General features: G+C 27.9%; 22 protein-coding genes. 17 read left to right on the forward strand and 5 right to left on the reverse strand.

Annotated elements, in window-relative coordinates; translation table 11 throughout:
* Together RWJ08_RS05475 and RWJ08_RS05480 are read right to left on the reverse strand one after the other, a co-directional pair.
* Nucleotides 1-3,751: VaFE repeat-containing surface-anchored protein (locus RWJ08_RS05475; RefSeq protein WP_313961355.1), on the reverse strand; the 3,751-nt coding region annotated here is incomplete at its 3' end.
* A gap of 440 nt (nt 3,752-4,191) precedes the next feature.
* Nucleotides 4,192-5,475 (reverse strand): SH3 domain-containing C40 family peptidase, encoded by a 1,284-nt coding sequence (locus RWJ08_RS05480; RefSeq protein WP_313961356.1) that lies wholly within the window; start codon nt 5,473-5,475, stop codon nt 4,192-4,194.
* 306 nt (nt 5,476-5,781) lie between these two features.
* Between RWJ08_RS05480 and RWJ08_RS05485 the strand changes: the two genes are divergently transcribed.
* The 8 genes from RWJ08_RS05485 to RWJ08_RS05520 all read left to right on the forward strand — a co-directional run bounded on the left by RWJ08_RS05485 (nt 5,782) and on the right by RWJ08_RS05520 (nt 13,174).
* A complete protein-coding gene (locus RWJ08_RS05485) occupies nt 5,782-6,576 on the forward strand; it encodes a ParA family protein (RefSeq protein ID WP_313961357.1) in 795 nt (264 codons plus the stop codon).
* On the forward strand, nt 6,576-7,406 hold the full coding sequence (locus RWJ08_RS05490; RefSeq protein ID WP_313961358.1) for a ParB/RepB/Spo0J family partition protein: 831 nt from the start codon (nt 6,576-6,578) through the stop codon (nt 7,404-7,406). The genes RWJ08_RS05485 and RWJ08_RS05490 overlap by 1 nt, the downstream gene beginning before the upstream one ends.
* 4 nt (nt 7,407-7,410) lie before the next feature.
* Entirely contained in the window at nt 7,411-8,559 is a 1,149-nt protein-coding gene (locus RWJ08_RS05495) for an aminotransferase class V-fold PLP-dependent enzyme (protein WP_313961359.1), read from the forward strand.
* The gene (locus RWJ08_RS05500) at nt 8,559-9,056 is read left to right on the forward strand and encodes a DUF4446 family protein (protein WP_293439769.1); all 498 of its coding nucleotides are present in this window, start codon (nt 8,559-8,561) and stop codon (nt 9,054-9,056) included. The genes RWJ08_RS05495 and RWJ08_RS05500 overlap by 1 nt, the downstream gene beginning before the upstream one ends.
* Entirely contained in the window at nt 9,056-9,934 is an 879-nt protein-coding gene (locus RWJ08_RS05505; protein WP_313961360.1) for a YegS/Rv2252/BmrU family lipid kinase, read from the forward strand. The genes RWJ08_RS05500 and RWJ08_RS05505 overlap by 1 nt, the downstream gene beginning before the upstream one ends.
* Nucleotides 9,935-9,943: 9 nt before the next feature.
* Complete coding sequence (gene pta, locus RWJ08_RS05510; protein ID WP_248111539.1) at nt 9,944-10,915, forward strand: phosphate acetyltransferase; 972 nt, start codon at nt 9,944-9,946, stop codon at nt 10,913-10,915.
* 551 nt (nt 10,916-11,466) lie between these two features.
* A complete protein-coding gene (locus RWJ08_RS05515) occupies nt 11,467-11,913 on the forward strand; it encodes a GNAT family N-acetyltransferase (protein WP_313961361.1) in 447 nt (148 codons plus the stop codon).
* A 25-nt stretch (nt 11,914-11,938) separates the two neighbouring features.
* Nucleotides 11,939-13,174: a hypothetical protein gene (locus tag RWJ08_RS05520; RefSeq protein ID WP_313961362.1), complete on the forward strand. Its 1,236-nt coding sequence runs from the start codon at nt 11,939-11,941 to the stop codon at nt 13,172-13,174.
* A 14-nt stretch (nt 13,175-13,188) separates the two neighbouring features.
* On the opposite strand, the gene RWJ08_RS05525 is transcribed toward RWJ08_RS05520, so the two are convergent.
* Nucleotides 13,189-13,662 carry a hypothetical protein gene (locus RWJ08_RS05525; protein ID WP_313961363.1) on the reverse strand — a complete coding sequence of 158 codons (474 nt, stop codon included), beginning with the start codon at nt 13,660-13,662 and terminating at the stop codon, nt 13,189-13,191.
* Between the two features lie 154 nt (nt 13,663-13,816).
* On the opposite strand from RWJ08_RS05525, the gene RWJ08_RS05530 reads away from it, so the two are divergent.
* The 6 genes from RWJ08_RS05530 to RWJ08_RS05555 all read left to right on the forward strand — a co-directional run bounded on the left by RWJ08_RS05530 (nt 13,817) and on the right by RWJ08_RS05555 (nt 19,442).
* Nucleotides 13,817-14,497 (forward strand): response regulator transcription factor, encoded by a 681-nt coding sequence (locus RWJ08_RS05530; RefSeq protein WP_009354627.1) that lies wholly within the window; start codon nt 13,817-13,819, stop codon nt 14,495-14,497.
* Between the two features lie 2 nt (nt 14,498-14,499).
* Nucleotides 14,500-15,402, forward strand: coding sequence for a sensor histidine kinase (locus tag RWJ08_RS05535; protein ID WP_313961364.1), 903 nt, complete (start codon nt 14,500-14,502; stop codon nt 15,400-15,402).
* Between the two features lie 9 nt (nt 15,403-15,411).
* Nucleotides 15,412-15,690, forward strand: a complete 279-nt coding sequence (locus tag RWJ08_RS05540; RefSeq protein ID WP_313961365.1) for a GIY-YIG nuclease family protein — start codon at nt 15,412-15,414, stop codon at nt 15,688-15,690.
* Between the two features lie 202 nt (nt 15,691-15,892).
* Nucleotides 15,893-16,543, forward strand: a complete 651-nt coding sequence (locus RWJ08_RS05545) for an MmcQ/YjbR family DNA-binding protein (RefSeq protein ID WP_313961366.1) — start codon at nt 15,893-15,895, stop codon at nt 16,541-16,543.
* Nucleotides 16,544-16,696: 153 nt separating this feature from the next.
* Nucleotides 16,697-17,461 (forward strand): ABC transporter ATP-binding protein, encoded by a 765-nt coding sequence (locus RWJ08_RS05550; RefSeq protein WP_269754182.1) that lies wholly within the window; start codon nt 16,697-16,699, stop codon nt 17,459-17,461.
* On the forward strand, nt 17,451-19,442 hold the full coding sequence (locus RWJ08_RS05555; RefSeq protein WP_313961367.1) for an FtsX-like permease family protein: 1,992 nt from the start codon (nt 17,451-17,453) through the stop codon (nt 19,440-19,442). The genes RWJ08_RS05550 and RWJ08_RS05555 overlap by 11 nt, the downstream gene beginning before the upstream one ends.
* A gap of 75 nt (nt 19,443-19,517) precedes the next feature.
* Here the strand turns inward: RWJ08_RS05555 and RWJ08_RS05560 are convergent, their stop codons facing one another.
* Complete coding sequence (locus RWJ08_RS05560; RefSeq protein ID WP_313961368.1) at nt 19,518-20,555, reverse strand: choline/ethanolamine kinase family protein; 1,038 nt, start codon at nt 20,553-20,555, stop codon at nt 19,518-19,520.
* A 482-nt stretch (nt 20,556-21,037) separates the two neighbouring features.
* On the opposite strand from RWJ08_RS05560, the gene RWJ08_RS05565 reads away from it, so the two are divergent.
* Genes RWJ08_RS05565 through fni form a run of 3 tightly spaced genes read left to right on the forward strand, consistent with a single transcriptional unit; the run spans nt 21,038 to nt 23,680 of the window.
* Nucleotides 21,038-21,580 (forward strand): isochorismatase family protein, encoded by a 543-nt coding sequence (locus RWJ08_RS05565; protein ID WP_313961369.1) that lies wholly within the window; start codon nt 21,038-21,040, stop codon nt 21,578-21,580.
* Nucleotides 21,581-21,590: 10 nt separating this feature from the next.
* The gene (locus RWJ08_RS05570) at nt 21,591-22,652 is read left to right on the forward strand and encodes an LCP family protein (protein ID WP_313961370.1); all 1,062 of its coding nucleotides are present in this window, start codon (nt 21,591-21,593) and stop codon (nt 22,650-22,652) included.
* A gap of 11 nt (nt 22,653-22,663) precedes the next feature.
* Nucleotides 22,664-23,680 carry a type 2 isopentenyl-diphosphate Delta-isomerase gene (gene fni / locus RWJ08_RS05575; RefSeq protein WP_313961371.1) on the forward strand — a complete coding sequence of 339 codons (1,017 nt, stop codon included), beginning with the start codon at nt 22,664-22,666 and terminating at the stop codon, nt 23,678-23,680.
* A 56-nt stretch (nt 23,681-23,736) separates the two neighbouring features.
* Here the strand turns inward: fni and RWJ08_RS05580 are convergent, their stop codons facing one another.
* The gene (locus RWJ08_RS05580; protein WP_313961372.1) at nt 23,737-24,981 is read right to left on the reverse strand and encodes an MFS transporter; all 1,245 of its coding nucleotides are present in this window, start codon (nt 24,979-24,981) and stop codon (nt 23,737-23,739) included.
* Nucleotides 24,982-25,461 lie beyond the last annotated feature (480 nt).

Genomic DNA, 25,461 nt, shown 5'->3' on the forward strand with positions numbered 1-25,461 from the left:
CTGTTCCACCTAAGTCTACTTTACTTACTTTTACTGGATTGAAGTTTTCTCTTACCACAACTGATTGATCTACATCATTTATGTCTTCGTGTGCTCCAATTTCAACATTATTTTCAAATAGCTTTTCAAATGCTACTAATGTTGTATCTTTTTCAAAGTATTTTGAATCTACATTTACACTTAATTCTATTTCACCTTCGCTAGCTTCAGCCACAAAAGTCTTTTCTGCTGTTAATTCTTTTCCATCAGCTAAGAATGGCTTTCCTGTTTCCTTGTCCATCCAAACAAGTTTAACTGTATATTCTTTTCCAATTACCAAATTCTTATAGCTTACTTTATCTGTTAATGTTAATTCGTCTTTTGCTTTTACTTCCTTTTCTCCATTAACTTTTGCTTCAGTCTTTAAGTCTGGTTTTGGTTGTTTTACTTTTACTGTTTGATTTTCATCATTTATATCTTTATGTGCTGCTACTAGAACATTGTCCTTATACACTTCTTCAAAAGCTACTAATTGTGTATCTTTTTCAAAATGTTTAGCATCAACAGTTACACTCAATTCTACTTCGCCGTTTTCTTGTTCAGCTACAAATTCTTTTTCTGCTGTAACTTCTTTTCCGTCTACTAAGAATGGCTTTCCTGTTTCCTTATCCATCCATACTAACTTAGCTGTATATTTCTTTCCTACTATTAAGTTCTTATACTTAACAACATCTGTTAATACTACTTTGTCAGTTGGTGCATCTTCTTTTTCGCCATTTACTTTTGCTTCTGTTTCTACTGTTGGTTTCTTACGGTCTGTTATTGTAACTTTTCCGCCTTCTGATTTTACTATATCATCTTCTGCTACTTTTGTTACTTTTACATTTCCGTCTTTATCAACTTCAAATTCTATATCTGTTACTGTTAAGTATCCTTCTGGTGCTGCTTCTTCATGGAATACATATTTTCCTGGTAACAAGTTTAACTCTTTTGCTGTATCTGTTGATTCCCAGCTTATTGTATTAACCTTTGTTCCATTATCATTTATCAAGTTTGTTCCATCTGCTGACTTAACTGTTATCTTTGCTCCAGCTAATTCTGTTCCACCTAAGTCTACTTTACTTACTTTTACTGGATTGAAGTTTTCTCTTACTACAACTGATTGATCTACATCATTAATATCTTCATGAGCAGCTACTTTTACACCATTTTGGAACATCTCTTCAAATGCTACTAATTTAGTTTCTTTAGTGAAATAATTTGAATCTACAGTTACATTTAATTCTACTTCACCATCTGCTTGTTGAGCTACAAATGTAGTTTCAGCTTTAATAGGGTTTCCTTCAGCTAAGAATGGTTGATTAGTTTCCTTATCCATCCATACTAAATTAACTGTGTAAGTTTTTCCAACTATTAAATTCTTATAGCTTACTTTATCAGTTAAAGTTAATTGACCTTTAGCTTTTACTTCCTTTTCTCCATTAACTTTAGCTTCTGTCTTGATTGAAATTTCTTTACGGTCTGTTATTGTAATTTTTCCGCCTTCTGATTTTACTATATCGTCTTCAGCTACTTTTGTTACTTTTACATTTCCGTCTTTGTCAACTTCAAATTCTATATCTGTTACTGTTAAATATCCTTCTGGTGCTGCTTCTTCATGGAATACATACTTACCAGCTCTTAATTTCAATTCTTTTGCTGTATTTGTTGATTCCCAAGAAACTGAATTTACACTTTTACCATTATCGCTAATTAAGTTTGTTCCATCAGCTGATTTAACAGTTATCTTAGCTCCCGGTAATTCTGTTCCACCTAAGTCTACTTTACTTACTGTCACTGGATGATATTTATAATCATCTACCATTGAGATAATAGTTGTTGAACCATCAACTTTTACAGTAGTTCCACTTACTGATCCATCTTTATTTACTGTAAACTTAATTGTAGTAGCTAAAGAGAATCCTTCTGGTGCTGCAGTTTCAACAAATGTATAATTACCAGGTTCAAGAGTTAATTGCTTAGCAGTTCCATCTGATATCCATTCTACTGATGGTACTTTAACTCCATTTTCTTTTATTGTAGCTCTTCCGTCATCTGAGCTCAATTTAATCTTTGCTCCTGCTAATTCTTTTCCCGCAACGTCAGTTTTTCTAAATTTAAAGTCATATTCCTTTGGTGTGAAAGTATTCTTTACATTCATACCTGAAACTTCAGAAGTATAACCTTCTGGAACTTTTACTTCTTTTACAGTATAAACTATAGGAATATCATCTCCGTTTGCATCACGTTTATCTGTTCTGTATTTAGGCAAATCTTTAAATTCATATTTCCAATCTCCGTTTTGATCCGGTTTTACAATTTGAGTTTTGCCAGGTACATCCTTCCCGTCAGCAACTAATTGGATTGTAATTTGTGATGGACGAACATTATAACCGTCGTCATTTACCCAAGTTTTTCTACCACAAATATTTGTTAAAATACGTTTATTTTTAACAGCTACAGTTGTTAATTTATTTAAATCTGGTTTAAATTCCAAGTTTTCACTTGTTGATTCAACTTGATATCCAGGAGGAGTACTGATTTCTTTTAGTACATATTTCTTAATAGGATTCAATGTTGTTTTAGAAATAGCTTCCCCATTATCTCCTGTAACCATTGTTTCAATTAATTCATCTGTATCTTTAACTCTAATTTCAAATTTCGCTTGTGGAAGTTTAATATTAGGGTCGATTGCATCTACTTTAACAATCTTTACTTTTCCCTTATTTCCTTCTCCTGTTCCTGAAGAACTAGCTGAATTAAATCCGCCATGATACTCTTTATGAATTCCATCACCTTTTAAAATAACTTTATTGACAATTTTATCATCAGGATAAGTGGTTTGATAACGTAATTGAAAACTCTTTTTTCCCGGACTTCCTATATTCAGTGTAAAGGATGACTTATCCCCATTAAACTTAATCATTGAATTAAGTTCAGCTTGAGAATATTCCTTGATAATTTTCTTTACAGTTCCAGTATTGTCAAATTCAACTTCTCTAAGTATTATTGTCCCATCAAGATACTTTGCTCCAGCTGGAGAAAGTTCATCTGATACAAAAGTATGTTGCATATTAAGATTTTTAGATAAATTGATTCTAACAACCCATTGAACTTTTTGTTCAGCATTATCAGGGTCATATGCATATTTAGCTAAATCCTCACCTTCCACTGAGCCCGGTTTATCTACATGGATTTTATGAGTAATAGGCTTTCCATGTACAGAAATTGTAAAAGTATTATCAGAATCAACTTTTATTTTACTCCTAACAAATGATGCCTCTAATTTCATTGTCCCTTTAACATTATACAAATTTTCTACCGATTTAGTAAAGGTTACAACAATTTTTCCTCCACCACCATTAACTGCATTGATTTTTCCTTTTGCTACAACAGTTCCTTTAGTGTCTACTAAGTCAAACTGTGTAGCTGAACCGGATAATGGAAATTGCATTTCTGTTGGTAATTGTACTTCAAAATAATCTCCTTGTTTTAAATTGTTACCATACATCGTTGCATCCCAATCAAGCTCTAAATCAAACTGATCAGTTGAATACAGTTTAGTAAGCGGAGAATCCCCTTCTTTATGCTTATGTTTATAAATATTAAAGCGTGTTACCTTAACATTTGGTTTTACTTCACCTGCTGCGTGAACAAATGATGCTCCAATAGTCTGAAGAACCATTGATAAAATCAAAAAAAACACTAAAAAACTTTTTGATCTTTGTTTCATATTTCCTCCTTATAAAATAAATAAATATACAATAAATAAACCTTCGTTTACTTCTATATTATATCAGAATAATAAACAAATGTCTATAGTTTTTGTAAAAAGTCATATAATAAAACGTTTTTATTTGCAAATTTTGATAAAAATTATTATAAGTTATTTGTTTATCAATTTATTTCAAGAGATATTTTACAATATTTCTCTTATATTAATGTTGATTTACATTTATTTTTACATTGTACAGCAAAATTTAGTTATAAGAAATTCTTAATTAATTTTCAAAAATTTTCACATGATAATATTATCCTAAATATTTATTGTAAATTTAATATATGTTAAACAATTTTCTTCTTTAATATATATATTATTATTAATGTTTCACAAATATTTTTTAACACAAAAAAAGACGGTATTAAACCGTCTTAATTTCAAAATTCAAAGAATTATTTTATAAGTCTAGTAGCTCCTACGAAAGTATTTCCGAAATAGCTTCCAAAAAGTTTACTTACAATAACACCAGTACCTGGAGTTGATGCATGAACAAACTTGTTGTTTCCAATGTAAATACCAACGTGGCTAATTCTTCCGCCACCATTATTAAAGAATACTAAATCTCCTTTTCTTAATTCTGATGATGAAACTCTAGTACCATAATTAATTTGAGTATATGATGTTCTACTTAAATTAATTCCTACTTGTTTGTAAACATAATATGTTAATCCTGAACAGTCAAATCCAATGTTTGGATTAGATGTTGCCCAGATATATGGTTTACCTACTTGTGCTAATGCTAACTCAACAACTGTATCTATGTCAGCATTATAAGTTTGATTTTCTTTCTTAGATGAACTATTTGAATTTGAACTATTTTGCTTCTTATTTTCTTGTTTTGGTTGTTCAACTTCTGGTTTCTTATCAGAAAGATAAGTTTTAATTACATAACCAGTCTTTCCATTGAAATTGAATTCTACCCATTCACCTTTATCAATACCGTTAACTTTTTCGCCTTTTGATAAAATACCAAGCTTAGATGAAGTAGCAGATTGTTCAGATCTAACATTTAAGTTTTCTGTAGCATAAAGGCTTACTTTCTTAACTGTAGCTTTTTTAGCTTCTTCCGCTTTCTTTTCTTCAGCTTTCTTAGCTTCTTCTGCTTTTTTAGCTTCATCAGCCTTCTTAGCTTCTTCTACTTTTTTAGCTTCTTCTGCCTTCTTGGCTTCTTCTGCTTTCTTTTCAGCTAATTTAATTTCAGTTTCATTCTTTTCAGGTTCAACAGTTTCCTTAGTTAAAAGTTCAACATCAATTGTTCCAACTTTATCATCAACAGAAACAGTTGCCATTTTATCCCCGCTCATTTCAACTTTAACAACAGATCCTTTTTCAACTTTAATAGTTTCTTCTGTATTATTGCTTAAAACTGGTTTTATTTCTGTAGATTCTTTTACATAATATGCATTTTCCTCTAACTCTGGCATTTTAGTATCTTCTTCAGTAACTAATGAATATATTTTATTTTGTTGATCTACTTTTTCTAATTCTGAAACAGAAGGAGTTCCTAAGGCCATACTTAAATTGCTAACTAATGTTTTATTTACTTCCTCAATATTTGTACTATGAATTTCAACTGCAACTTTGTCTGCTTCGTCTGCATAAGATATTGCTGCTGGTATACCAGTACAAACTAATGCACACAACATAGAAGTTGTCAAAACTTTCTTAATTTTCATAATTACCTCCTAACTCATAGACACATTTTACACTAACTATTGAAAAAAGTCAATAAAAAGTTACAAAAAAATTACAAAAGGTTACAAATAAGTTACAACATATTATTTTTTACATTGTTTCACGTGAAACAATAATTTTAAACCGCAAGCGTTTCACGTGAAACATATTTTTTTAATAAATTTTCTTAAATTTAAAAAAATACATAAAATTTATGGTATAATAATTATGTTAATAATATAAAAAACGAATCATTATATAGTATATGTTAATGAAAGTTTAGAAAATTAAGCAATAAGGGAAGTGTTATGAAAATTTTTGATGCTTTTAAAAAGAAAAGAGAAATGAGAGTAATCTCGATATTTAACCAAAAAGGTGGGGTTGGCAAGACAACAACTGTTGTAAATTTAGCGTCAGCATTAGGCTTTAATAGAAAGAAAGTTTTAGTAATTGATATGGATCCACAAGGGAATTCAACTTCAGGATTGGGAGTTGAAAACACAGAAATAACAATTTATGATGTTTTAACTCATGAAAAGGAAATAAATTATACTATCCAAAAGACTAAGTCTAAGAATGTAGATATTATTCCTGCAAATTCTGATCTTTGTGGCTTAGAAATAGAACTTTTAAGTGTAGATAAGAAAGAATATTTATTACAAAATGAAATAGGTAAAATACCACCTAATTATGATTTTATCATTATTGACTGTCCGCCATCATTGGGAGTATTGAGTATTAATGCTTTAGTTTCTTCTCAAAGTGTTCTAATTCCAATACAGTGTGAATATTATGCTTTAGAAGGTGTAAGTCAATTAATGAATACTGTTAATATAATAAGGAAGGGTTTAAATCCTGACCTTGAAGTAGAAGGGGTACTACTTACAATGTTCGACTCAAGAAATAACTTATCTGAAGATGTAAAGAGAGAAACAGAAAATTATTTTAAGGATAAACTTTTTGATACAGTTATTCCTAGAAATATCCGACTTGCTGAAGCACCAAGTTTTGGAGAGAGTATAATATATTATGATAAAAATTCTAAAGGAGCTATAGCTTATTTGTCTTTAGCTAAGGAATTAATCAAGAATAGGAGAAAATAATGAAGAAAAAAGGTCTTGGTAGGGGTCTAGGTTCTCTTTTAAGAGAAGAAGACTTTATTACTGATGAGAATTTATTAACTGTTGAGTTGAATAAATTGATGGCTAGAGAAGATCAACCGAGAAAAAATTTTGATGATGATAGTTTAGAAGAATTAGCCAATTCTATAAAAGCTGATGGTGTTATTCAACCTATAGTAGTTAGGAAAGTTGATGATAAATACGAAATAATTGCTGGTGAACGTAGATTTAGAGCTTCAAAACTAGCTGGATTAGAAAAAGTCCCTGTTGTTGTTAAGAATGTTACTGATAGAAAAGCCAGAGAACTTGCTTTAGTAGAAAATATTCAAAGAGAGGATTTAAATCCAATTGAAGAAGCTATTTCTTTAAAAACTTTAATGGAAGAGTATAAACTAACACAACAAGAGCTTTCAGATATAATAGGCAAGAGTAGATCTTACATTGCAAATAATCTAAGACTATTAAATCTATCAGATTATATTAAAGAATATTTAATTCGTGGAGAATTAAGTCCTAGTCAGGGAAGAACTTTACTTTCTTTAGAGACAGAAGAAGAAAGAAAAAAATATCTTGATAAATTACTTGTTAAAGAGGTTAATATTAGAGATGTTGAGAAAAAAGCTAAGCAAAGTAAAAATAAGAATGAAGATATTTTTATAAAGGATATTTGTGAGAGATTAACTGAAGTTTTAGATGCAAAAGTTAAAATTCACGAAAAGAAAAAAGGTGGTCAAATAGAAATAAGCTATCTTAATGAAGCAGATTTACAAAGAATAATAGATAGCCTGATGAATATATATAATTTGGAGTAATAATATGATTTATGTAGATAATGGAGCTACCACTTTTCCTAAACCTAAAATAGTAACAGATAAAATTATGGAATGTTCTTTAGGATATGCAGGAAATCCTGGACGTAGTGGTCATAAACTTGCTATGAAGATGGATTTAGAAATTTATGAGACAAGAGAAAAAATCTGTAAACTAATTAATGGAAATGAAGTTCTTAATGTGATTTTTACTTTTAATGCTACAGATAGTTTAAACTTAGCAATAAAAGGTGTCTTAGAAAAGGGAGATCATGTAGTAACTACATCAATGGAGCATAATTCTGTCCTAAGGCCTCTTAATCAGCTACGAAAAGATGGTATAATTGATTTAAGCATTGTATATGCTGATAATAAAGGCTATTTAGAACCACAAAAAATTTTTGATGCAGTAACTCCTAATACTAAGATGATTGTAACTACTCATATGTCTAATGTATTTGGAACTATTGTAGATATAAAAAGTATTGGAGAGTTTTGTAGAGATAATAATATACTTTATCTTGTAGATGCTGCTCAATCTATTGGAGTCTTGGATATAGATGTTCAAGATATGAATATCGACTTGCTTGCTTTTCCAGGCCATAAAGCTCTTTTTGCACCAATGGGAACAGGCGGCCTATATATAAAGGAAGGTATTAAAGTTAAACCTTTAAAACAAGGTGGTACGGGAAGTTATTCTCATAGTATAGATCAACCAGAATTATATCCAGACAGTCTTGAAAGTGGAACACCTAATGGAGTTGGTATTATAGCTTTGGGTAAAGGAATTGACTTTATAAATCAAGTCGGTCTTGAAAATATAAGAAATCATGAAATTAGTTTAAAAAATCATTTTATAGATTTATTAAAGGATAATGATGATATTATACTTTATGGGACTCTAGATGATAGGCAAGGTGCAGTTGTAAGTCTGAATGTTAAGAATATGGATAGTTCAGAAGTTTCTTATATCCTAAGTGATGAATTCGACATTTATACAAGACCTGGTTTCCATTGTGCACCACTTGCTCATAAGTCTTTAGGTACGGATGAATTAGGAGCAATTAGATTTAGCTTTGGATATTTTAATACTATCGAAGAAGTTGAACAATGTGCAAATGCTCTTAAAAATATAATAGAAAGGAATAAAAAGTAGTGAATTCAATATTAGAATTTTTAAATTCACATTCAGGGTTATTTTTAATAATCCTGTTAATTGTCTTAATATTTATGTTGTATCAATACAACCAAATTAATAAAAAGCTTAGTATTCAAAAAAGAAAATATGATATGCTTTTGAGAGGTAGGAGCGATTTAAATATGGGAGAATTGATTCAAGCTCACTCACAAGATATTTTTGAAATAGATAAAAAAGTAAATGAACTGGCATACGAAGTAGAAATTGCAAAAAAAGGCTTTGCACTTCCAATACAAAAAATTGGTTTCGTAAAATATGATGCTTTTCATGACTTAAAAAATAAATTATCTTATTCAATAGCATTATTAGATGGCTATAATGATGGTTTATTATTAACTACTATCTATGGTAGAGAAAGTTGCATAACTTATGCAAAAGAAGTAAAATCAGGGATAGTAAATCAAGAACTGTCAAAAGAAGAAGTTGAAGCATTAAGGATGGCATTAGAAAAATAATGAGAAAATTGATGTTTATTTTAAATCCTAATGCATCAGGTTTTAAAAAATTTGATTTTAAGGATGCTATAGAAAATTATCTTAAAGATAAAAACTTAGATTTTGATTATGATATTAAATGCTCAACCAAAGAAGGTGAATCCGTTTTTATTGCTGAAAATGCAGTTAAAGATGGTTTTAATGAATTAATCGCGGTTGGTGGAGATGGAACTATCAACGAAGTAGGCGATGTGGCTATAAAAAATAATTTAAAGCTTGGAGTAATTCCTGCGGGCACAGGAAATGACTATATGAATAGTCTGAACGAATCTTGTAATTTTGTAGTTTGTATGGAAAAGATTATAAGAGGAGAAACTATATTAGTTGATTACAGCTCATTTGTTGATAAGACTTTTTTCAATGTTGCCTGTGTAGGTTTTGGTGCTGAAGTTAATATCTATGCTCATAAAGTAAAAAAGTTAATTCCAAGTGGTTTTGCATATAAGGTAGCAATTCTTCTTGCCTTATTTGGACACAAAAGAAAGAGATATAAGATAATCGTTGACGATGTTGAATATGAAGATGACTATTTTTTGATTGCAATAGGTATTGGAAGTAAATTTGGAGGGAAATTAAATTTATTGCCATCAGCTGATATGCAAGATGGACTTCTAGACATATGTGCTATTAAATATAAATCAAAATTTGATATAATTAAAAAAATAAAGACAATCGTAAATGCAACTCATGTAAACGAGGACATTACTTCTTATTTCAAAGCTAAAAAAATAAAAATAATTTCAGATAATATCGAAATTAACTTTGACGGAGAAGATTTGACTGTAAATGATGAAGTTGAATTTATATTAAATGATAAAAAAGTGGAATTAATAATGTAGGGGGTAATTATGAATATTTTTGAAGAATTAACAGCAAAGATTAAAGGAACAAACAAGAAAATTGTATTTCCTGAAGGAGAAGATAAGAGAGTTTTAGGTGCTTGTGTTAGATTAAAAAAAGACGGTTTACTAACTCCGATAGTTTTGGGAAATGTTGAAGAAATCAAAAAAACAGCTAAGGAATTAAATGTTTGTATTGATGATATTGAAATCATTGATCCTTTAAAAGCAGAAGATTTTGACGAATTAGTTGAAAAATTTGTTGAACGTAGAAAAGGCAAAAATACAAAAGAAGAAGCTGAAACATTTTTAAAAGATGTAAATTACTATGGAACAATGATGGTACAAGTTGGAAAAGCTGACGGAATGGTTAGTGGTGCTGTTCACTCAACAGGAGATACAGTAAGACCTGCACTTCAAATCGTAAAGACTAAACCAAATGTTTCAAGAACAAGTGGAGCAATGGTTATGCTTGGAAAAAATGGTGAAAGATATGTATTTGCAGACATTGCTATCAATATTACTTTAGAAGCAAAAGAATTAGCTGAAATTGCCGTTGAAACTGCAAAAACAGCAGAATTATTTGGCATAGATCCAAAAGTTGCAATGCTTAGCTTCTCTACAAAAGGTTCTGCAAAACACGAACTTTCACAAAAAATTGCTGACGCTACACAAATGGCGAAAGAATTAGCACCAGATTTATCATTAGACGGAGAATTACAATTCGATGCTGCAATAGTCCCATCAGTAGGGGAACAAAAGGCAAAAGGCTCAAAAGTTGCAGGACACGCAAATGTATTTATTTTCCCTGATTTACAATCAGGAAATATAGGATACAAAATTGCACAAAGACTTGGAGGTTTTGAAGCAATAGGACCAATCCTACAAGGACTTAACAAACCTATTTCAGACCTTTCAAGAGGTTGTAACGAAGAAGATGTTTACAAACTTGCAGTAATTACTGCTGCACAAAGTCTATAATAAATTTTTGAAAAACAAAACCGATGTGGTTTTGTTTTTTTGTGGGGAAAAAAGTTAAGAAGGTTAGTGCAATTTTCACTTCGTAAAATTGTTATCCACGCCCAAATTACTTTGACATGCTTATGGCTTTAGGAGATCTCTCGACTATGCTCGAGATGACGTATTAGGAAAACTTGCTTTTCAAAGTACTATGACGTGAAATATTTTTTCTACAACATTTTTAATAATTTCAATTTTATTAAATAATGTTTTTATACTTTTTGAAGTTTGTTTACTTTTAACGTCTAGCTATTAAACGAAGGTACTTTCCTTATACGTCATTTCGACCGGAATGAGCGAAGCGAATGAAGTGGATCTAGCCCTAACTTTGTTTACTTGTAAACAAAAGTAGGTCTGACGGAGCAATTGTATCTTTAGATACAATTGTGCTGGATATTTCATACTTTTGCTTTAGCAAAAGTAAATGTATCGTAGATACATTAAAAATATTTAAAAAGTGGAGATTTTCTTTAAAATTTGGTAAAATGTAATAAATCAATTTGGAGGTGCTTATGGAATTTTTAGATACTTCTTTTTTACAAAATAATGAAATAAAATTAGTTTTAGATAAATTTTATCCCGGAAATTTATCTATCAACTGGGTCCCCGCCTATAGTTTTTATATATGCGACTTAAAAGGAAATAAAATGGGAAAATGTGATTTGAGAATTGGGCATAGTGAAGGTCTATATTATGGTGGAAATATAGGATATACAATTTACGAAGAATACAGAGGTAATCACTATTCAGCAAAAGCCTGTAAACTCCTTTTTGAACTGGCAAAAAAGCATGATATGGAATATTTGTATATCACTACAAATCCCGATAACCACGCTTCAAATAAGATATGTGAATATCTAAATGGAGAATTTTTAGGCATCTTTGAGTTACCCGAAGATAATGATATGAGAATAAACGACAAAGAAACACATAAAAGCATCTATAAATTTGTATTGTAAGAAATAATAATAAATGGAGGAAACTATGCCCGTATGCTATTTTAATCAAGATTATGAAAATAAATATAGATGTGAATATTCAATTACTGATGATGATTTTAATGTTGAAGTTGAATATGATATACATGATGAAATACCATATATAGATGGAGTTAAATGCTTTACTATTAATACAGAATATGATAATCGAGATATTCTAATTATAGATTATGAAAACAAAAAAAATTATCTTCTAAAAAATGCATTTTATTCAGGAGGTACTACAATATTAGGTAACCCTGATAAAAATTCAACAACAATATTTCAATCAAATGTATATTTTAGTCACATCGATTTTAATAAACTTATAGAATTAAAAATTAAACCAAAAATTTCAAAAATTAAAATATTTAGTAAAATAATAAATTATCTTATAGGCTATCCTAATTTGGAAGAAATTAAAACTGATGAAATTTATTCTATTAATTTGTCAAAAAACAAAAAAGAAATAATAAAATCTATTAATAAAAAAAATATAAAAAATATAATATTAGGCGATTCTTGGAAAAGCTCTTTTAATAGAAAAGACCATAATATTTCAATAAACTTTGATGGATATATCGAAATTCAATTTTTCAAAAGAGTAGATTATGATAAAATATCAAGTTATATTAATGAGTTAATAACATTTATGCAAATTTATATTCCAAACAAATTCTTAATAGAAAAATTGTATGTAGAAATTGACAAAACATATTTTAAATTTTCTACCTATTTTAATATAGTCAATTATACAGAAAAAAATATTGATATATCAATTTCTACTCCATTAATAGAATTTTTAGAAAATTGTTATAAAAATATACCATATAGAAATAGTGCTTCTAAATTCAGAAATATTCCTTATATAGTCAATAGTACTACAAAAAGTCTAGAAGATAATTTTTTAATGTTATATAAATTTATAGAATGTTATTATCAAAATGGTAGCAATTCTATTATAAAAGGTCTAACAGACCACTATTCTTCAATAGAAACTTTAATAAAAAATGAATTTTTAGACCAAACAGCTTTAGAAATAGTTAAATTAAGAAATCATTATGTTCATTCTGGTTATTATATAAGAAATAATTGTCTAAAAATAAAAAAAGAAAAGATAATATCAAATATTGATATCCAATGGATTTTTTTAAGAACTAGACTTCTTTATCTTGTTGCAATTGATATTATCTTTAAAGAAATGTTGGGCTTTGAAAAATACAATTATAAAAAATTTTTTTAAAATATCATTAATATTTATTTAATTTCATAATCAATATGACGTTTTTTTAATTCCTTTAAAAAATAGTCATATTTTTTTTGCTCTTTATCCTCTGAAATATGCCCAATTCCAAAAGTATATCTGAAAAATCTACCTTTTAATTTGATAGCTACCTTATAAGCACGATTGCTTCTATATTTCGAAGTAGATATAATTTTTACACCTTCTATATTATCTATATCAATAGGAAGTAAATGATTTGAAGTGTATAACTTATTTTCTTTAAAATAACAAATCATTTCATTACGAAATTTTAATTTAAAAAGAATTCTAGTAAGAATAATATATGCTAAAATGAAATAACCTAAAATTGATAAAGAAAAAAATATATATGTACCAATGTATAAATCATTATAAGATAAGACAGTATAGGCTATATAAAAGCCTGAGCATAAAAACAATATAAAAATTATTCCTATCATTAAATATATTCCAAATTTATTTTTCATTTTTTACTCCTATTTCTAATTTAATTTTATTATAATAATTCTACCATATTTGCTTTTAGATAACTACATTTTACTTTAACTAAAATAATAATTATGCTATACTTATTTAAAAGAATTTTTAATTTACAATAAAATACTCAAAGGAGTGATATTTTTGAAAATTTTAATTGTCGAAGATGATGAAAATATATTTGAAATGTTGAAAAAGGAACTTTTGCTTTGGAATTATGAAGTAAAGGGGATTTCAAATTTCAATCAAATAGTCGAAGAATTTATCGAATACCAACCACATTTGGTTTTAATGGATATTATGTTGCCATATAATAATGGCTATTTTTGGTGTGAAGAAATCCGTAAACATTCAAATGTTCCAATTATTTTCATTTCTTCAAAGAGTGAAAATATCGATATTGTAATGGGGATTCAATTCGGAGCTGACGACTATATAACTAAGCCGATAGATTTGAATGTAACTTTGGCAAAAATCAAAGCAATCTTGAGAAGAAGTTATGATTTTACAAAGGACTTTGAATTTTTAAGTTTTGCAAATGTATTTTTATATATGGATAAGAATATTATTAAATATAATGACAACGAAATTTCCCTTACAAATACGGAAACAATGATTTTGGAAACTCTTTTTAAAGCCAAAGGAGGAGTTGCTTCAAGGGAGTCAATTATGGAAAAATGTTGGCATGGAGATGATTATATTGACGACAATACTTTAGCAGTCAATATAACAAGACTTAGAAAAAAATTTGCAGATATTAATTTAAATGATTTTATCCAAACCAAAAAGGGAAGTGGATATTATCTAAATTCTAAAACGGAGTAAAAATGGATAAGTTTAAAAATTATATTTCAAAAATTTTACCTGTAACGGTAACAACAATTTTTATATTATCAATATTTTGGGTTGTTTTTTTACTTATGAATTTAGAATTCGAAAGTTACTTCCTAGCCTTAGAAATAGTAATCTTTTTCTATATTATATATCTGGTATTCATGGCATTTTTAACTAAAAAAGAGGAAAAACTAAAAAGTCAGATACTAGAGCTTGAAGAAGCTAATTTAAATTTAAGAAATGACTTTTTAGCAAAGGAAAAAGAATTACAAGAGTATTTTTTAATTTGGATTCATCAGATTAAAACTCCAATAACTGCAGGTAAATTAATCTGCGATGGCGATATTGAAAATGAAAATGTAAAAAATATAAAAAAAGAGTTGATTTATATTGAAGACTATACCAATATGGCTTTAAGCTATCTTAAAATGGCTAATCACAATACGGATATGGATATATCACTTGTGAATTTAGACGACATTATTAGGCCTTTAATCAAAAAATATGCCATTCTCTTTATTTCAAACAATATAAAACTTGAATATGAAAAGCTTAATGTAAAAGTAATTACAGACAGCAAATGGTGTATGGTAGTAATTGAACAACTATTATCAAATGCAATAAAATATACTAAGAATGGAATTGTTTCAATATCTTTTAACGAAAAAGAAAACTATCTTGAAATAAAAGACAATGGAATTGGAATTAAGGATTCGGATCTTCCGAAAATTTTTGATAAGGGATATTCAGGATTTAACGGAAGACAAAATCAGAAATCAACAGGAATAGGGCTATTTTTAGTTAAACAAATTTTGGATAAACTCGGACAAAAAGTTAAATTGGAGTCAAAATTAGGCGAAGGAACAAGCGTAAAAGTCTATTTTAATATAGATTAGGAGAAAATTATGTTTTATGTATATATAATTCCTAATAATTTTAGAAATGTTTTGTATATTGGTGTCACAAAAAATATTGAAAGAAGATTATATGAACATAAAAACAAATTAATTGATGGCTTTTCTAAAAAATATAATTTGAATGTATTACTTTTTTATGAAACTACAGAATATGCTTTAGATGCAATCGCTCGAGAAAAACAGTTGAAGAAGTGGAATAGAGATAAAAAATTGGCCTTAATTAAATCTATAAATCCTGAATTAAGAGATTTATCAGACGATTGGTAATTGTTTTGGTATTTCTTTCAGAAATACTATTGCTTGTAAACAAGCAATAGTTGAGATCTCTCCGCTTCATTCGCTTCACTCATTTCGGTCGAGATGACGTGTCAGGAAGATTTTTTTACAAAGTGCTAAGACGTGAATTAGTTTGTTTTCTATACAAATTTTAAAAAATTTTTGAAATTCGATTACTAATTAGGAGAAAATTATGTTTTATAATGAAATATTTGATAAAAATATTTTTAATTCTAAACTTGCAATTGCATATGGTTTTTCAAAGGTTGGAGATTATTATATTTTACAATCAGATATTGATGTAGAAAATTTTAATGTGATTGTTAAAATAGGCAAGGACTCTTTTGAGGTAAATGTTATTGAATTACCTTTTAATGAAGAATATATTTTATTCAATGTTTCAGACAGCAAGGGTAAATTTGTTTCAAAAATTAGAAAAAAAGTTAATGAACTTATTGAAGATATTGTAAAAAGCTGTTTTGTCTCTTTGGATTATAGAAAAATATTACTGGACTATGTAAGGGAAAAATACGGAACACTTCCGGAAGAGCCTTGGGAAGATAATAACCATGCTACAATAAAGACAACAAATACTAAAAAATGGTATGGAATTTTTATGTCCATTCCTTATAAGACTTTGGGATTGGAGAAAAGCGGAAAGATTGATGTTTTAAATGTAAAACTTAATCCGGAACTTATAGAAAGTCTGATTGATAAAAAGCATTTTTTCCCTGCCTACCATATGAATAAAAAATACTGGATTTCAATTGTTTTGGATTCAGATGTTGATTTAAATTTAGTCAAGAGCTTAATCGACGAAAGCTTTAGATTAGTTGAAAAATAATATAAAACTAATGGGAATTTCATACCTAACATTTCAATAACCTTACAAAATTGTAAGGTTATTTTTGTTTTTGTAATATTAGATAAATGTTAGGCGTAAAAATTTTTGCTAAAATATTATTGTAAACGAAAATAATATTTTTTGGAGGTAATTATGAATATATTAGATGTTAAAAATTTAAAAAAGATTTATGGAGGAATGGGACGTGTAAAAACTGAAGCCCTTAGAGATGTAAATTTTTCTGTTGAAAAAGGAGAATTTATAGCTGTTATGGGAGAATCTGGAAGTGGAAAAACAACTCTTTTAAATATAATAGCAACATTGGATAAGGCAACTGAAGGATCAGTTTTTATTGGAGGAAAGAATGTAAACTCTTTAAGCAATTCAGAAGTTGCAAGTTTTAGACGTGAAAAGTTGGGATTTGTTTTCCAAGATTTTAATTTATTGGACTCTTTTTCAAATAGAGACAATATTTATCTTCCACTTGTTTTATCAGATGTTAAACCTGCTATAATGAATGAAAAAGTAGGAGAGATTGCTCCTCTTTTAAAGATAAGTGAAGTTTTGGATAAATATCCTTATCAAGTTTCAGGCGGACAAAAACAAAGAGTTGCAATAGCAAGAGCAATTATAACTAAACCTGATTTGCTTCTTGCAGATGAACCTACAGGAGCATTGGACTCAAAGTCTGCAGATATAGTTATGAAAACTTTTTGCGATATAAATAACAGTGGACAAACCGTTTTAATGGTTACTCATTCTGTAAAATGTGCTGCTTTTGCAAAAAGAGTAATTTTCATAAAAGATGGTAGAGTTTATCACGAAATTTATAAAGGAAGTGATGACAACTTAACTTTTGCTGAAAAAATAAATCAAGCTCAAATCATGTTAAACGGGGTGAATAACTATGAAAAGTAAAATGGCTTCAAAATTTGCTTTTAGAAATATGAAGGCGAATGCTTTGCTTTTAACTCCATTTTTAATAGCAAGTAGTATTATGGGAACTCTATTTTTTGTAATGGCTTCCCTTGGACAAAATCATTATATAGAAAAAAATCATGAATATGTAGCAATCCTTATAAAATTTGGAATTTTTATAGTTGGAATTTTCACATTTATATTTATCCTATATGCCAACAGCTTTTTAGCAAAGAGGAGAAATAAGGAATTTGCCCTATATGGTATTTTAGGTTTAGAGAAAAAACATATTGCTAAAATTATTTCAATAGAATATATACTAAACTTTTTGACAGTTAGTTTCTTTTCAATAACAGGTGGATTTGTTCTTGGAAAATTAGCATTTGTTCTACTTAACAAAATAACTAAAAATATGACTGCAAAAATAATGGACTATAATTTTTCAATTTCTTCTGCAATATTGACTTTAATATTCTTAGCTATAATATTTATATTGATATATTTAACAATGATATTTAGAATTGGAAAATCAACTCCTATAGAACTTCTTTCAAAGCAAAAAAGGGCAGAGGGAGAACCGAAAAGTAAGTTTATCCTTGGAACTTTAGGCTTTATAATTCTATGTGCTGGATATTATCTTTCAGTTACTTCAAAAGGGAATCTCAGTAGCTTTTTTGCATTTTTTCCTGCTGTTATTGCTGTAATAATCGGTACTTATCTGGTATTCATCGCTTTTAGTATTTTAGTTTTAAAATTATTAAAAAGAAATAGAAATTTATATTACAAAGCAAAAAATTTCCTTTCAATATCAGGAATGTTATACAGAATGAAATCAAATGCAGTTTCACTTGCAAGTATTACACTTCTTTCAACTTCAATTATAGTTACTTTAGCTACAACATTGACTATAAATTCAAGTATAAAAGACCTTACAGATTCTATTCATCCTAATGATTTTTATTTATCCTCATCAGTAACTGGAAATAATAAAGATATACTAGCAAATGGAGAAGAAAGAAAAAAAGAAATCTTAAATATTTTAAACAAAGAGTTAAAAGAAGATGAAAAAATTAAAAATCTAACAGTCAAAAAGACTATAATGAATCCTGTAATAAATGAAAATGGAAAGATTACTCCTTTAGGTAAAAGACGTGAATTATCAGCATTTTTAATCGTTGAAACATTAGAAGATTATAATAGAAACAATAATACTAATTATACTCTTAATGATGGTGAGGTGATATACTCCACTAACTCTAAAAAGCTTAATAATTATGATAGTATGGATTTTGCTGGAAAAAATTATAAATTAGTAAAAGTAAAAAACTTATTTCCTATGAGCATATCTGCTGAAGGGATGATAATTATTGTAAAAGATAATGAAACTTTTATAAAAATGTTAGAAGAATATACTTATAATTATAATGAAAAACAATTAAAATATAACCTAGATTTTAATTTTGATTTAGAGTCTGCTGATAAAGAAGCTTTTTATTCAAGATTACAAACAGATTATAACATATTTGTTCAACAAAAAGATGTATTTAGTCATTCTTTGTCTTCAAAAGCTGAAGTTGATGCTTTTGCTTATGAACTAAATGGCGGTCTATTATTTTTCGGAATGATTGTTGCATTAATTTTCATAACAGGAACTGTGCTAATCACATATTATAAACAAATTTCTGAGGGCTTTGAAGATAAACAAAATTACCACATAATGAAAAATGTAGGACTTCCTGACTCAATAATCAAAAAGAGCCTTAGAGTACAAATATTGTGGATTTTCTTCTTACCACTTATAGTAGCAACAATTCACTCAATATTCGCCTTTCCAATCCTATACAATATACTTGGAGGACTTGGATTTAAAAACATAAAAATTTTCACAATGAGTTTTGCTACAATTGTACTTTGTTTCTCTGTAATTTACTTTATAATCTACTCAATAACTTCAAGAGTTTATTATAAAATTATAAGATAAGAACCCCTCCCTTCCACGATACCTTGCATCGGGTGGGTGCCCGAGAACAATAATATAAACAAAAAAATCACTGTTTTACGCAGTGATTTTTTCTTGTCTATTTTTATTTTTCTTTAGCCATTTTTCAACGATTTTATAATAATCTCTAGCATATTCATATTGTTTTGTAGCATATTCTCCAAAATGAATACCAAAGTCTAATTTATATTCACACCAATTGCTCCAAAGTAGTCCACAACAAGCAATGTAAGCATAAATTTTTATTTTTGTAATCTCATCTACTTCGCCATTAAAATAAATGTCTATCAAATTGTCAACTTGATTTTTATCATATAGAGAATATATACAGAACATTGCAATATCAATATCCGGATCTTGCATAGCAGCATATTCCCAGTCGATTAAACGGAGAGTTCCATCAGTTGCAAATAAAAAATTATCACAATTTGCATCTATATGAGTTAAACATTTTGGCTTTCTATTTTTTTCTATAAAATCTTGTAGCGAAAAAATCTTTTTCTTCACGTCTTCATAATCCTCATAAATAGAATTTTTATTTTCCCATAAAGATTCGTAGAAATTAATTTTTTCAAAAACATCGAACTCATGACCTACTTCTAAACCTAAGGAATGTAATTCTTTTATTTTATCCATACATTTTCTTAAGTCATCATGATTTTTATCATCACAATTTCTTGAATTTTCAATAAATTTTGTAATCTTATATCCATTGTCTGCATTAATATAAATTAATTCATCACAAATATTTTTATCTTTAATTAAAGAATAAACTTCCGCTTCTTGAACTCTATCTATAAGTTCAGAAGTTCCCTCTCCAGGTATTCTCATAATATATTTTTCGTTATTTACTGTAAATATAAAGGAATTATTTGTCATTCCCTTTTTTAAAACTTCAATCTCTTGAATATCATCAATATCAACATTTAAAGCCTCACAAATAATTGAAATTGCTTTTATATGTGTGTTATTAATGGCTTTTCTAATCTCTTCTAATTCTTCTTTAGAATATTCATTTATCTTGGATAAATCAATTTGGTTACTGTATTTATTTATGTAAAGACTCTTTAGTATATCTAAATCTATTTTGTTCATAATTCCTCCTTTTTTATCCCTGTCTGAACATTATATATTAATATCAGTAAAAAAGCAACTTTTTAAGCAAAATTAATTTATAAAGTTGAAAAAAATATCCATAAAGTGTATAATATTAATAGTTTTACGCCAGATGGTAAAACTATTAATTTTTCATCATAATTACCTTAATTTAATTATCAAAAAGGAATTATGATTTAATTATCTAGTTTTACGCATAATGGTAAAATTAGATATATTTCACCATAATTACATTAAATAAGTTACCAAATAGGAATTATGGTATAATATTTATAGTTTTATGCCCTATGATAAAACTATTAATATTTCATCATAATTACAAAAAAATTATCATTAAATAATTATGGTTAATATATTTAACTACTTATAATATAATTTATCAATATAATTATAAGTAATGGTTTGATTTTCAAGAATAATTGTGATAGAATGGTTATTCAATTTTAGATTTGGAGATTTTTATGAAAATTGAAAATACAATTTTACTGGTATTAGATTTTCAAGAAAAATTAATGCCAGTTATACAAAACAATGAAAACATTGTAAAATACACGAATATTTTGATTAAGTCCTGCAAAGAACTTAATATTCCTATAATTTATACTGAACAATATCCTAAGGGTCTTGGCGAAACTGTTTTAGAAATTAAAGAGTCTTTAAAAGACTCAAAAGCAAAGTATTTTGCAAAGAACAGTTTTTCAGCCTATCCACTTATCAAGGAAGAAGTTTTAAAACTTAAAAAAGAAGGAAAAACTTCTATTATTGTTGCGGGTGTAGAAACACATATTTGTGTATATCAGACGATAAAAGACTTAAAGAGTGACTTTGAAATTTATGTTCCTTTTGAAACTGTAGGTTCAAGAAATTCTGAAAATTATAAGAATGGATTGGACTTAATTAGAGAAATGGGAGCAAGTGTTACCAATGTTGAAACTATACTTTTTGATTTAATAAAAAGTTCAGAGCACAGTAGTTTCAAAGTAATCAGTAAGTTGATAAAGTAAGGAGTTTTATATGAAAAAGAAATTTATAATAACTTTTATTCTATCTTTAGCTCTATTTGGTGGAATCTTTTGGGTTGCAAATAGAATTTTAGATATTATGGAAGTTACTTCAAAAGTAGAATTTGTAGGTAGCGATTTAGGCGAAGGAAATAATATTGAACAACGTGTTGAAAATGAACTTTTATTCTTAGTTTTAGGTTTAGATAGTGATGATTTCAGTGGTGTTACAACTGAGCAAAACAGAACTGACACTATGATTTTATGTAAAGTTAATTTTGAAACAGGAAAGATTGATATTCTTTCAATCCCTCGTGATTCAAGAGTTATGGTTAATGGAAAATTAGATAAAATAAACCATGCTCACCACTATGGTGGTCTAAAAATGGCTGTAAAAACTACAAGAGATTTCTTAAATTTAGACATAGACTACTATGTAAGAGTAAATTTCTTCTCTGTTAAAGATATTGTAGATGTCCTTGGTGGTGTTGAAGTCGATGTTCCTGTTCAAGTTGACGTTGCAGAAGATGATGTCCACTTAAAACCAGGTAAACAAGTTCTAAACGGAAAACAAGCCCTACAATTTGCAAGATTTAGAGCAGGATATATAGAAGGTGATGTTGGTCGTGTTAAAGCTCAACAATTACTTATAAAAGCATTAGTTAAAGAGTTGACTAAAGCTAAAAATATTGCAAAAATCCCTGAAATTTTAGAAGTTGTTAAAAAGACTGTGAATACTAATATTCCTTTCTCTACAATTACAAAATTAGCTTTAAAAGCAAATAATTTAAGTGTAGATAAAATGAATACTCAAATAGTTCCAGGAGAATCTGCTTATATAAACAATATAAGTTATTTCGTTCCTAATCGTTCAAAATTGAATGCTCTTGTTAAAGAGATGTTCAGTGATTATCTACTAAGTCAAAATAACAATACGCAAGTAGATACAGACGAAAAAAAGAATAACAATAACAATAACAACAACAATAAGAATAATAATACTAACAATAATAAAACTAATAATAACAATAAAACTAATACTAATAAAAACAACAAAAAGAACAATAATAGATAATTAGGGTGAATATGGAAAACGAGAGAAAAAAAGAACATTTGGAAAATTTTTTAAAGAGCAATTTCAAATCCAATACTCTATTTAACAATGTATATATTGAACATTTTGCGTTGACTGATTTAAATTTTGACGAAATTGATACATCAGTAAACTTTTTAGGAAAAAAATTGTCTTTCCCACTTCTCATAAATGCAATGACAGGTGGAGCAGAGACTTCCTATGATGTTAATGAAGACTTAGCGAGACTTTGTAAAAATTTTAATATAGCATTTGAAAGTGGCAGCCAAAAAGTTGCCCTACAAGATGATGAACTTGTAGAAACTTTTACAATAGTAAAAGATATTTTAGATGAAAAAAATATAATAATTTCAAATCTTTCTGCATTATCAAGTCTTGAAGATGCAAAAAAAGCTGTTGAAATGTTAAATTCTGACGCTATTTCTCTCCATCTAAATCCCGCTCAAGAGATTGTTCAATTTGAAGGAGATAGGAATTTCAAAGGAATTTTAGAAAACATTGAAAATATCGTAAAAAATTTAGATGTTCCAGTAATCATAAAGGAAACAGGTTGTGGAATATCTAAAAAAACTTGTGAAAAACTTTTGAATGTTGGTGTAAAATACATTGATATTAGTGGTTATGGTGGAACAAATTTCATTGAAATTGAAAATTTGAGAAGAACAGACTTAGATTTTACAAATATCTACGGTTGGGGAATTCCAACTGCAAAATGTATTATAGACTGTAGAAAAATCTCAAAAGACTTTACTCTAATAGGATCTGGTGGAATTAAAACCGGAGAAGACATTGCTAAGGCGATTATACTCGGTAGCGATATGATTGCTATTGCTGGGGAAGTATTAAGATATTTAATTCATGGTGGATATAAATTTGCTGAAGATTATTTAAAATCTCTAATCTATCAAACAAAGATGATTATGTTACTTCTTGGAGTAAAAAACATTGAAGAACTTAAACAAGTTGAATACAAAATATTTGGAAAATTAAAAGAAATATGTGAATATTAAAAAATGAGAGTTTTGATAACTCTCATTTTTTTATAAATTATTTTAAGGGGGACTTCTTAAAATTTATTTATCTTTAAATCTACTTTTAACATATATGGAAGAACTATAAGCACTATTAAAGCTATTCCTGAAAATATAAATATATATCCACTTTTAAATTTATCAAATAAAAACGAATAAAATAATATTCCAAGTGGCATTAGAAGTTGACAACCTGTTCCCAAAATACTGAAAACTCTTCCTTGATATTCAAGGGGAACCGCCTTTGTAAACCAAACCATTACCGGAGTATTTATAAAATTTGCAATAAAATTAACTCCAAAAGCAAATATCATAAATATTATAAAATATGAAAAGATACTAAATTTAAATAATAATGCAATTCCCAAAAGTATCAAGAATCCTGAAAGCCCTCTAATACATTTAAAAGAAAATTCCAAAGGAGCTTTAATGTCCTTCATCATTGATAAAATTATTGATGAAACTATTACTGCCACCGGAAAAGTTGCGTTTATAATCCCGTAAAGATAATCTGAAATCTTAATTTCATTAATCAAAACATAGGGAAGGCCAATTGAAACTGATGAAAAAAAGAAATTTATAAACATCGCAAAGGAGATAATAAAGACCAAAGCTTTTTTATCTTTCATATAATTTAAACCTTCAACGAACATCTTTAAAACTTTTTGTTCTTCATTATTCTCTATCACTTCTGTCTTTATAAAATCAAAATTTATAAAAAGTACAACCAATATAGTTATAAATTCAATTACCGCTTCCAAAAGTACAAAATGAATTAAATCCAATTTTGTAAGTAGAAAAACCGCTAAAATTGGAGAAATTATATAAACTCCTGAAGATGCCATTTGCTCAAAAGATTTTACCTTTTGAATATGCTCTTCACATACAAGTTTCTTTGTAGAAGATGAAAAAGAATTATTTAAAAATTGATCAGCAACCCTTAAACAAATTAATAACATATAGGTATTAATTAAATTTGTTTCAGTATTAGAATTTAAACTTAGAGCATATAAAATCAAACTTACAATGCTAAAAAGCTGAGCAATTACAATTACAATCTTCTTATTGTATTTATCTACAACTCCTCCTACAAAAGGAAGCAAAACAAGCGCAACCAAAGGTCCTATAACTTGAGAAATACCAAAATTTAAAGCAGATTCAGTCTTTTTCAAAATTAAAAGTCCAATAATGAATGACAAAATAGAACTACCAAAATTTCCAGTTATAGTTGTCATTATTAATTTTATCATCTGTTTTCTTGATTCTTTTAAAATATCCATGACTTTTACCTCTTAATACTTTATTTTGATTATATTATATAATGTATAATATACTATGTCAATAGTTTTTTATGATTTTTTATATAATGGAGGATTTATTGGGGGAATTTCTTTGCAAAGTACTATGACGTGAACTTTTTTTGTTTTCTATACTCTTTATAAACAAAGATATGTATATATTCTCTTAATTTCAATTAAGATGACGTGTTTGGGGGGTGTTTCTATTCAAAATACTACTACGTGAAATATTACTATAAAATAATTAGATTAAATTATCTACTAAATAAAGAATTTTTTTAATTATTAAGCAAATTAAAGTTTATTTACTATTATAATGTTAAGCTATCAAACGAAGATATTTCCCTTATATGTCATCTCGACTGGAGTGAAACGGAATGGAGAGATCTCATACTTTTGCTTTAGCAAAAGTAAATGTATCGTAGATACATCAACTACAGCAAACTAATCCATCCCACAAAA

This window comes from uncultured Parvimonas sp. (assembly GCF_963524015.1).
GTDB lineage: Bacteria > Bacillota > Clostridia > Tissierellales > Peptoniphilaceae > Parvimonas.

What these genes read in the sequence shown, in the direction of transcription:
- RWJ08_RS05505 (WP_313961360.1), top strand. Translation starts at nt 9,056, where the DNA reads ATGAGAAAATTGATGTTTATTTTAAATCCTAATGCATCAGGTTTTAAA.
- RWJ08_RS05550 (WP_269754182.1), top strand. Translation starts at nt 16,697, where the DNA reads ATGAATATATTAGATGTTAAAAATTTAAAAAAGATTTATGGAGGAATG.
- RWJ08_RS05515 (WP_313961361.1), top strand. Translation starts at nt 11,467, where the DNA reads ATGGAATTTTTAGATACTTCTTTTTTACAAAATAATGAAATAAAATTA.
- RWJ08_RS05535 (WP_313961364.1), top strand. Translation starts at nt 14,500, where the DNA reads ATGGATAAGTTTAAAAATTATATTTCAAAAATTTTACCTGTAACGGTA.
- RWJ08_RS05540 (WP_313961365.1), top strand. Translation starts at nt 15,412, where the DNA reads ATGTTTTATGTATATATAATTCCTAATAATTTTAGAAATGTTTTGTAT.
- RWJ08_RS05570 (WP_313961370.1), top strand. Translation starts at nt 21,591, where the DNA reads ATGAAAAAGAAATTTATAATAACTTTTATTCTATCTTTAGCTCTATTT.
- fni (WP_313961371.1), top strand. Translation starts at nt 22,664, where the DNA reads ATGGAAAACGAGAGAAAAAAAGAACATTTGGAAAATTTTTTAAAGAGC.
- pta (WP_248111539.1), top strand. Translation starts at nt 9,944, where the DNA reads ATGAATATTTTTGAAGAATTAACAGCAAAGATTAAAGGAACAAACAAG.
- RWJ08_RS05580 (WP_313961372.1), bottom strand. Translation starts at nt 24,981, where the DNA reads ATGGATATTTTAAAAGAATCAAGAAAACAGATGATAAAATTAATAATG.
- RWJ08_RS05520 (WP_313961362.1), top strand. Translation starts at nt 11,939, where the DNA reads ATGCCCGTATGCTATTTTAATCAAGATTATGAAAATAAATATAGATGT.
- RWJ08_RS05560 (WP_313961368.1), bottom strand. Translation starts at nt 20,555, where the DNA reads ATGAACAAAATAGATTTAGATATACTAAAGAGTCTTTACATAAATAAA.
- RWJ08_RS05480 (WP_313961356.1), bottom strand. Translation starts at nt 5,475, where the DNA reads ATGAAAATTAAGAAAGTTTTGACAACTTCTATGTTGTGTGCATTAGTT.
- RWJ08_RS05495 (WP_313961359.1), top strand. Translation starts at nt 7,411, where the DNA reads ATGATTTATGTAGATAATGGAGCTACCACTTTTCCTAAACCTAAAATA.
- RWJ08_RS05565 (WP_313961369.1), top strand. Translation starts at nt 21,038, where the DNA reads ATGAAAATTGAAAATACAATTTTACTGGTATTAGATTTTCAAGAAAAA.
- RWJ08_RS05525 (WP_313961363.1), bottom strand. Translation starts at nt 13,662, where the DNA reads ATGAAAAATAAATTTGGAATATATTTAATGATAGGAATAATTTTTATA.
- RWJ08_RS05555 (WP_313961367.1), top strand. Translation starts at nt 17,451, where the DNA reads ATGAAAAGTAAAATGGCTTCAAAATTTGCTTTTAGAAATATGAAGGCG.
- RWJ08_RS05485 (WP_313961357.1), top strand. Translation starts at nt 5,782, where the DNA reads ATGAAAATTTTTGATGCTTTTAAAAAGAAAAGAGAAATGAGAGTAATC.
- RWJ08_RS05545 (WP_313961366.1), top strand. Translation starts at nt 15,893, where the DNA reads ATGTTTTATAATGAAATATTTGATAAAAATATTTTTAATTCTAAACTT.
- RWJ08_RS05490 (WP_313961358.1), top strand. Translation starts at nt 6,576, where the DNA reads ATGAAGAAAAAAGGTCTTGGTAGGGGTCTAGGTTCTCTTTTAAGAGAA.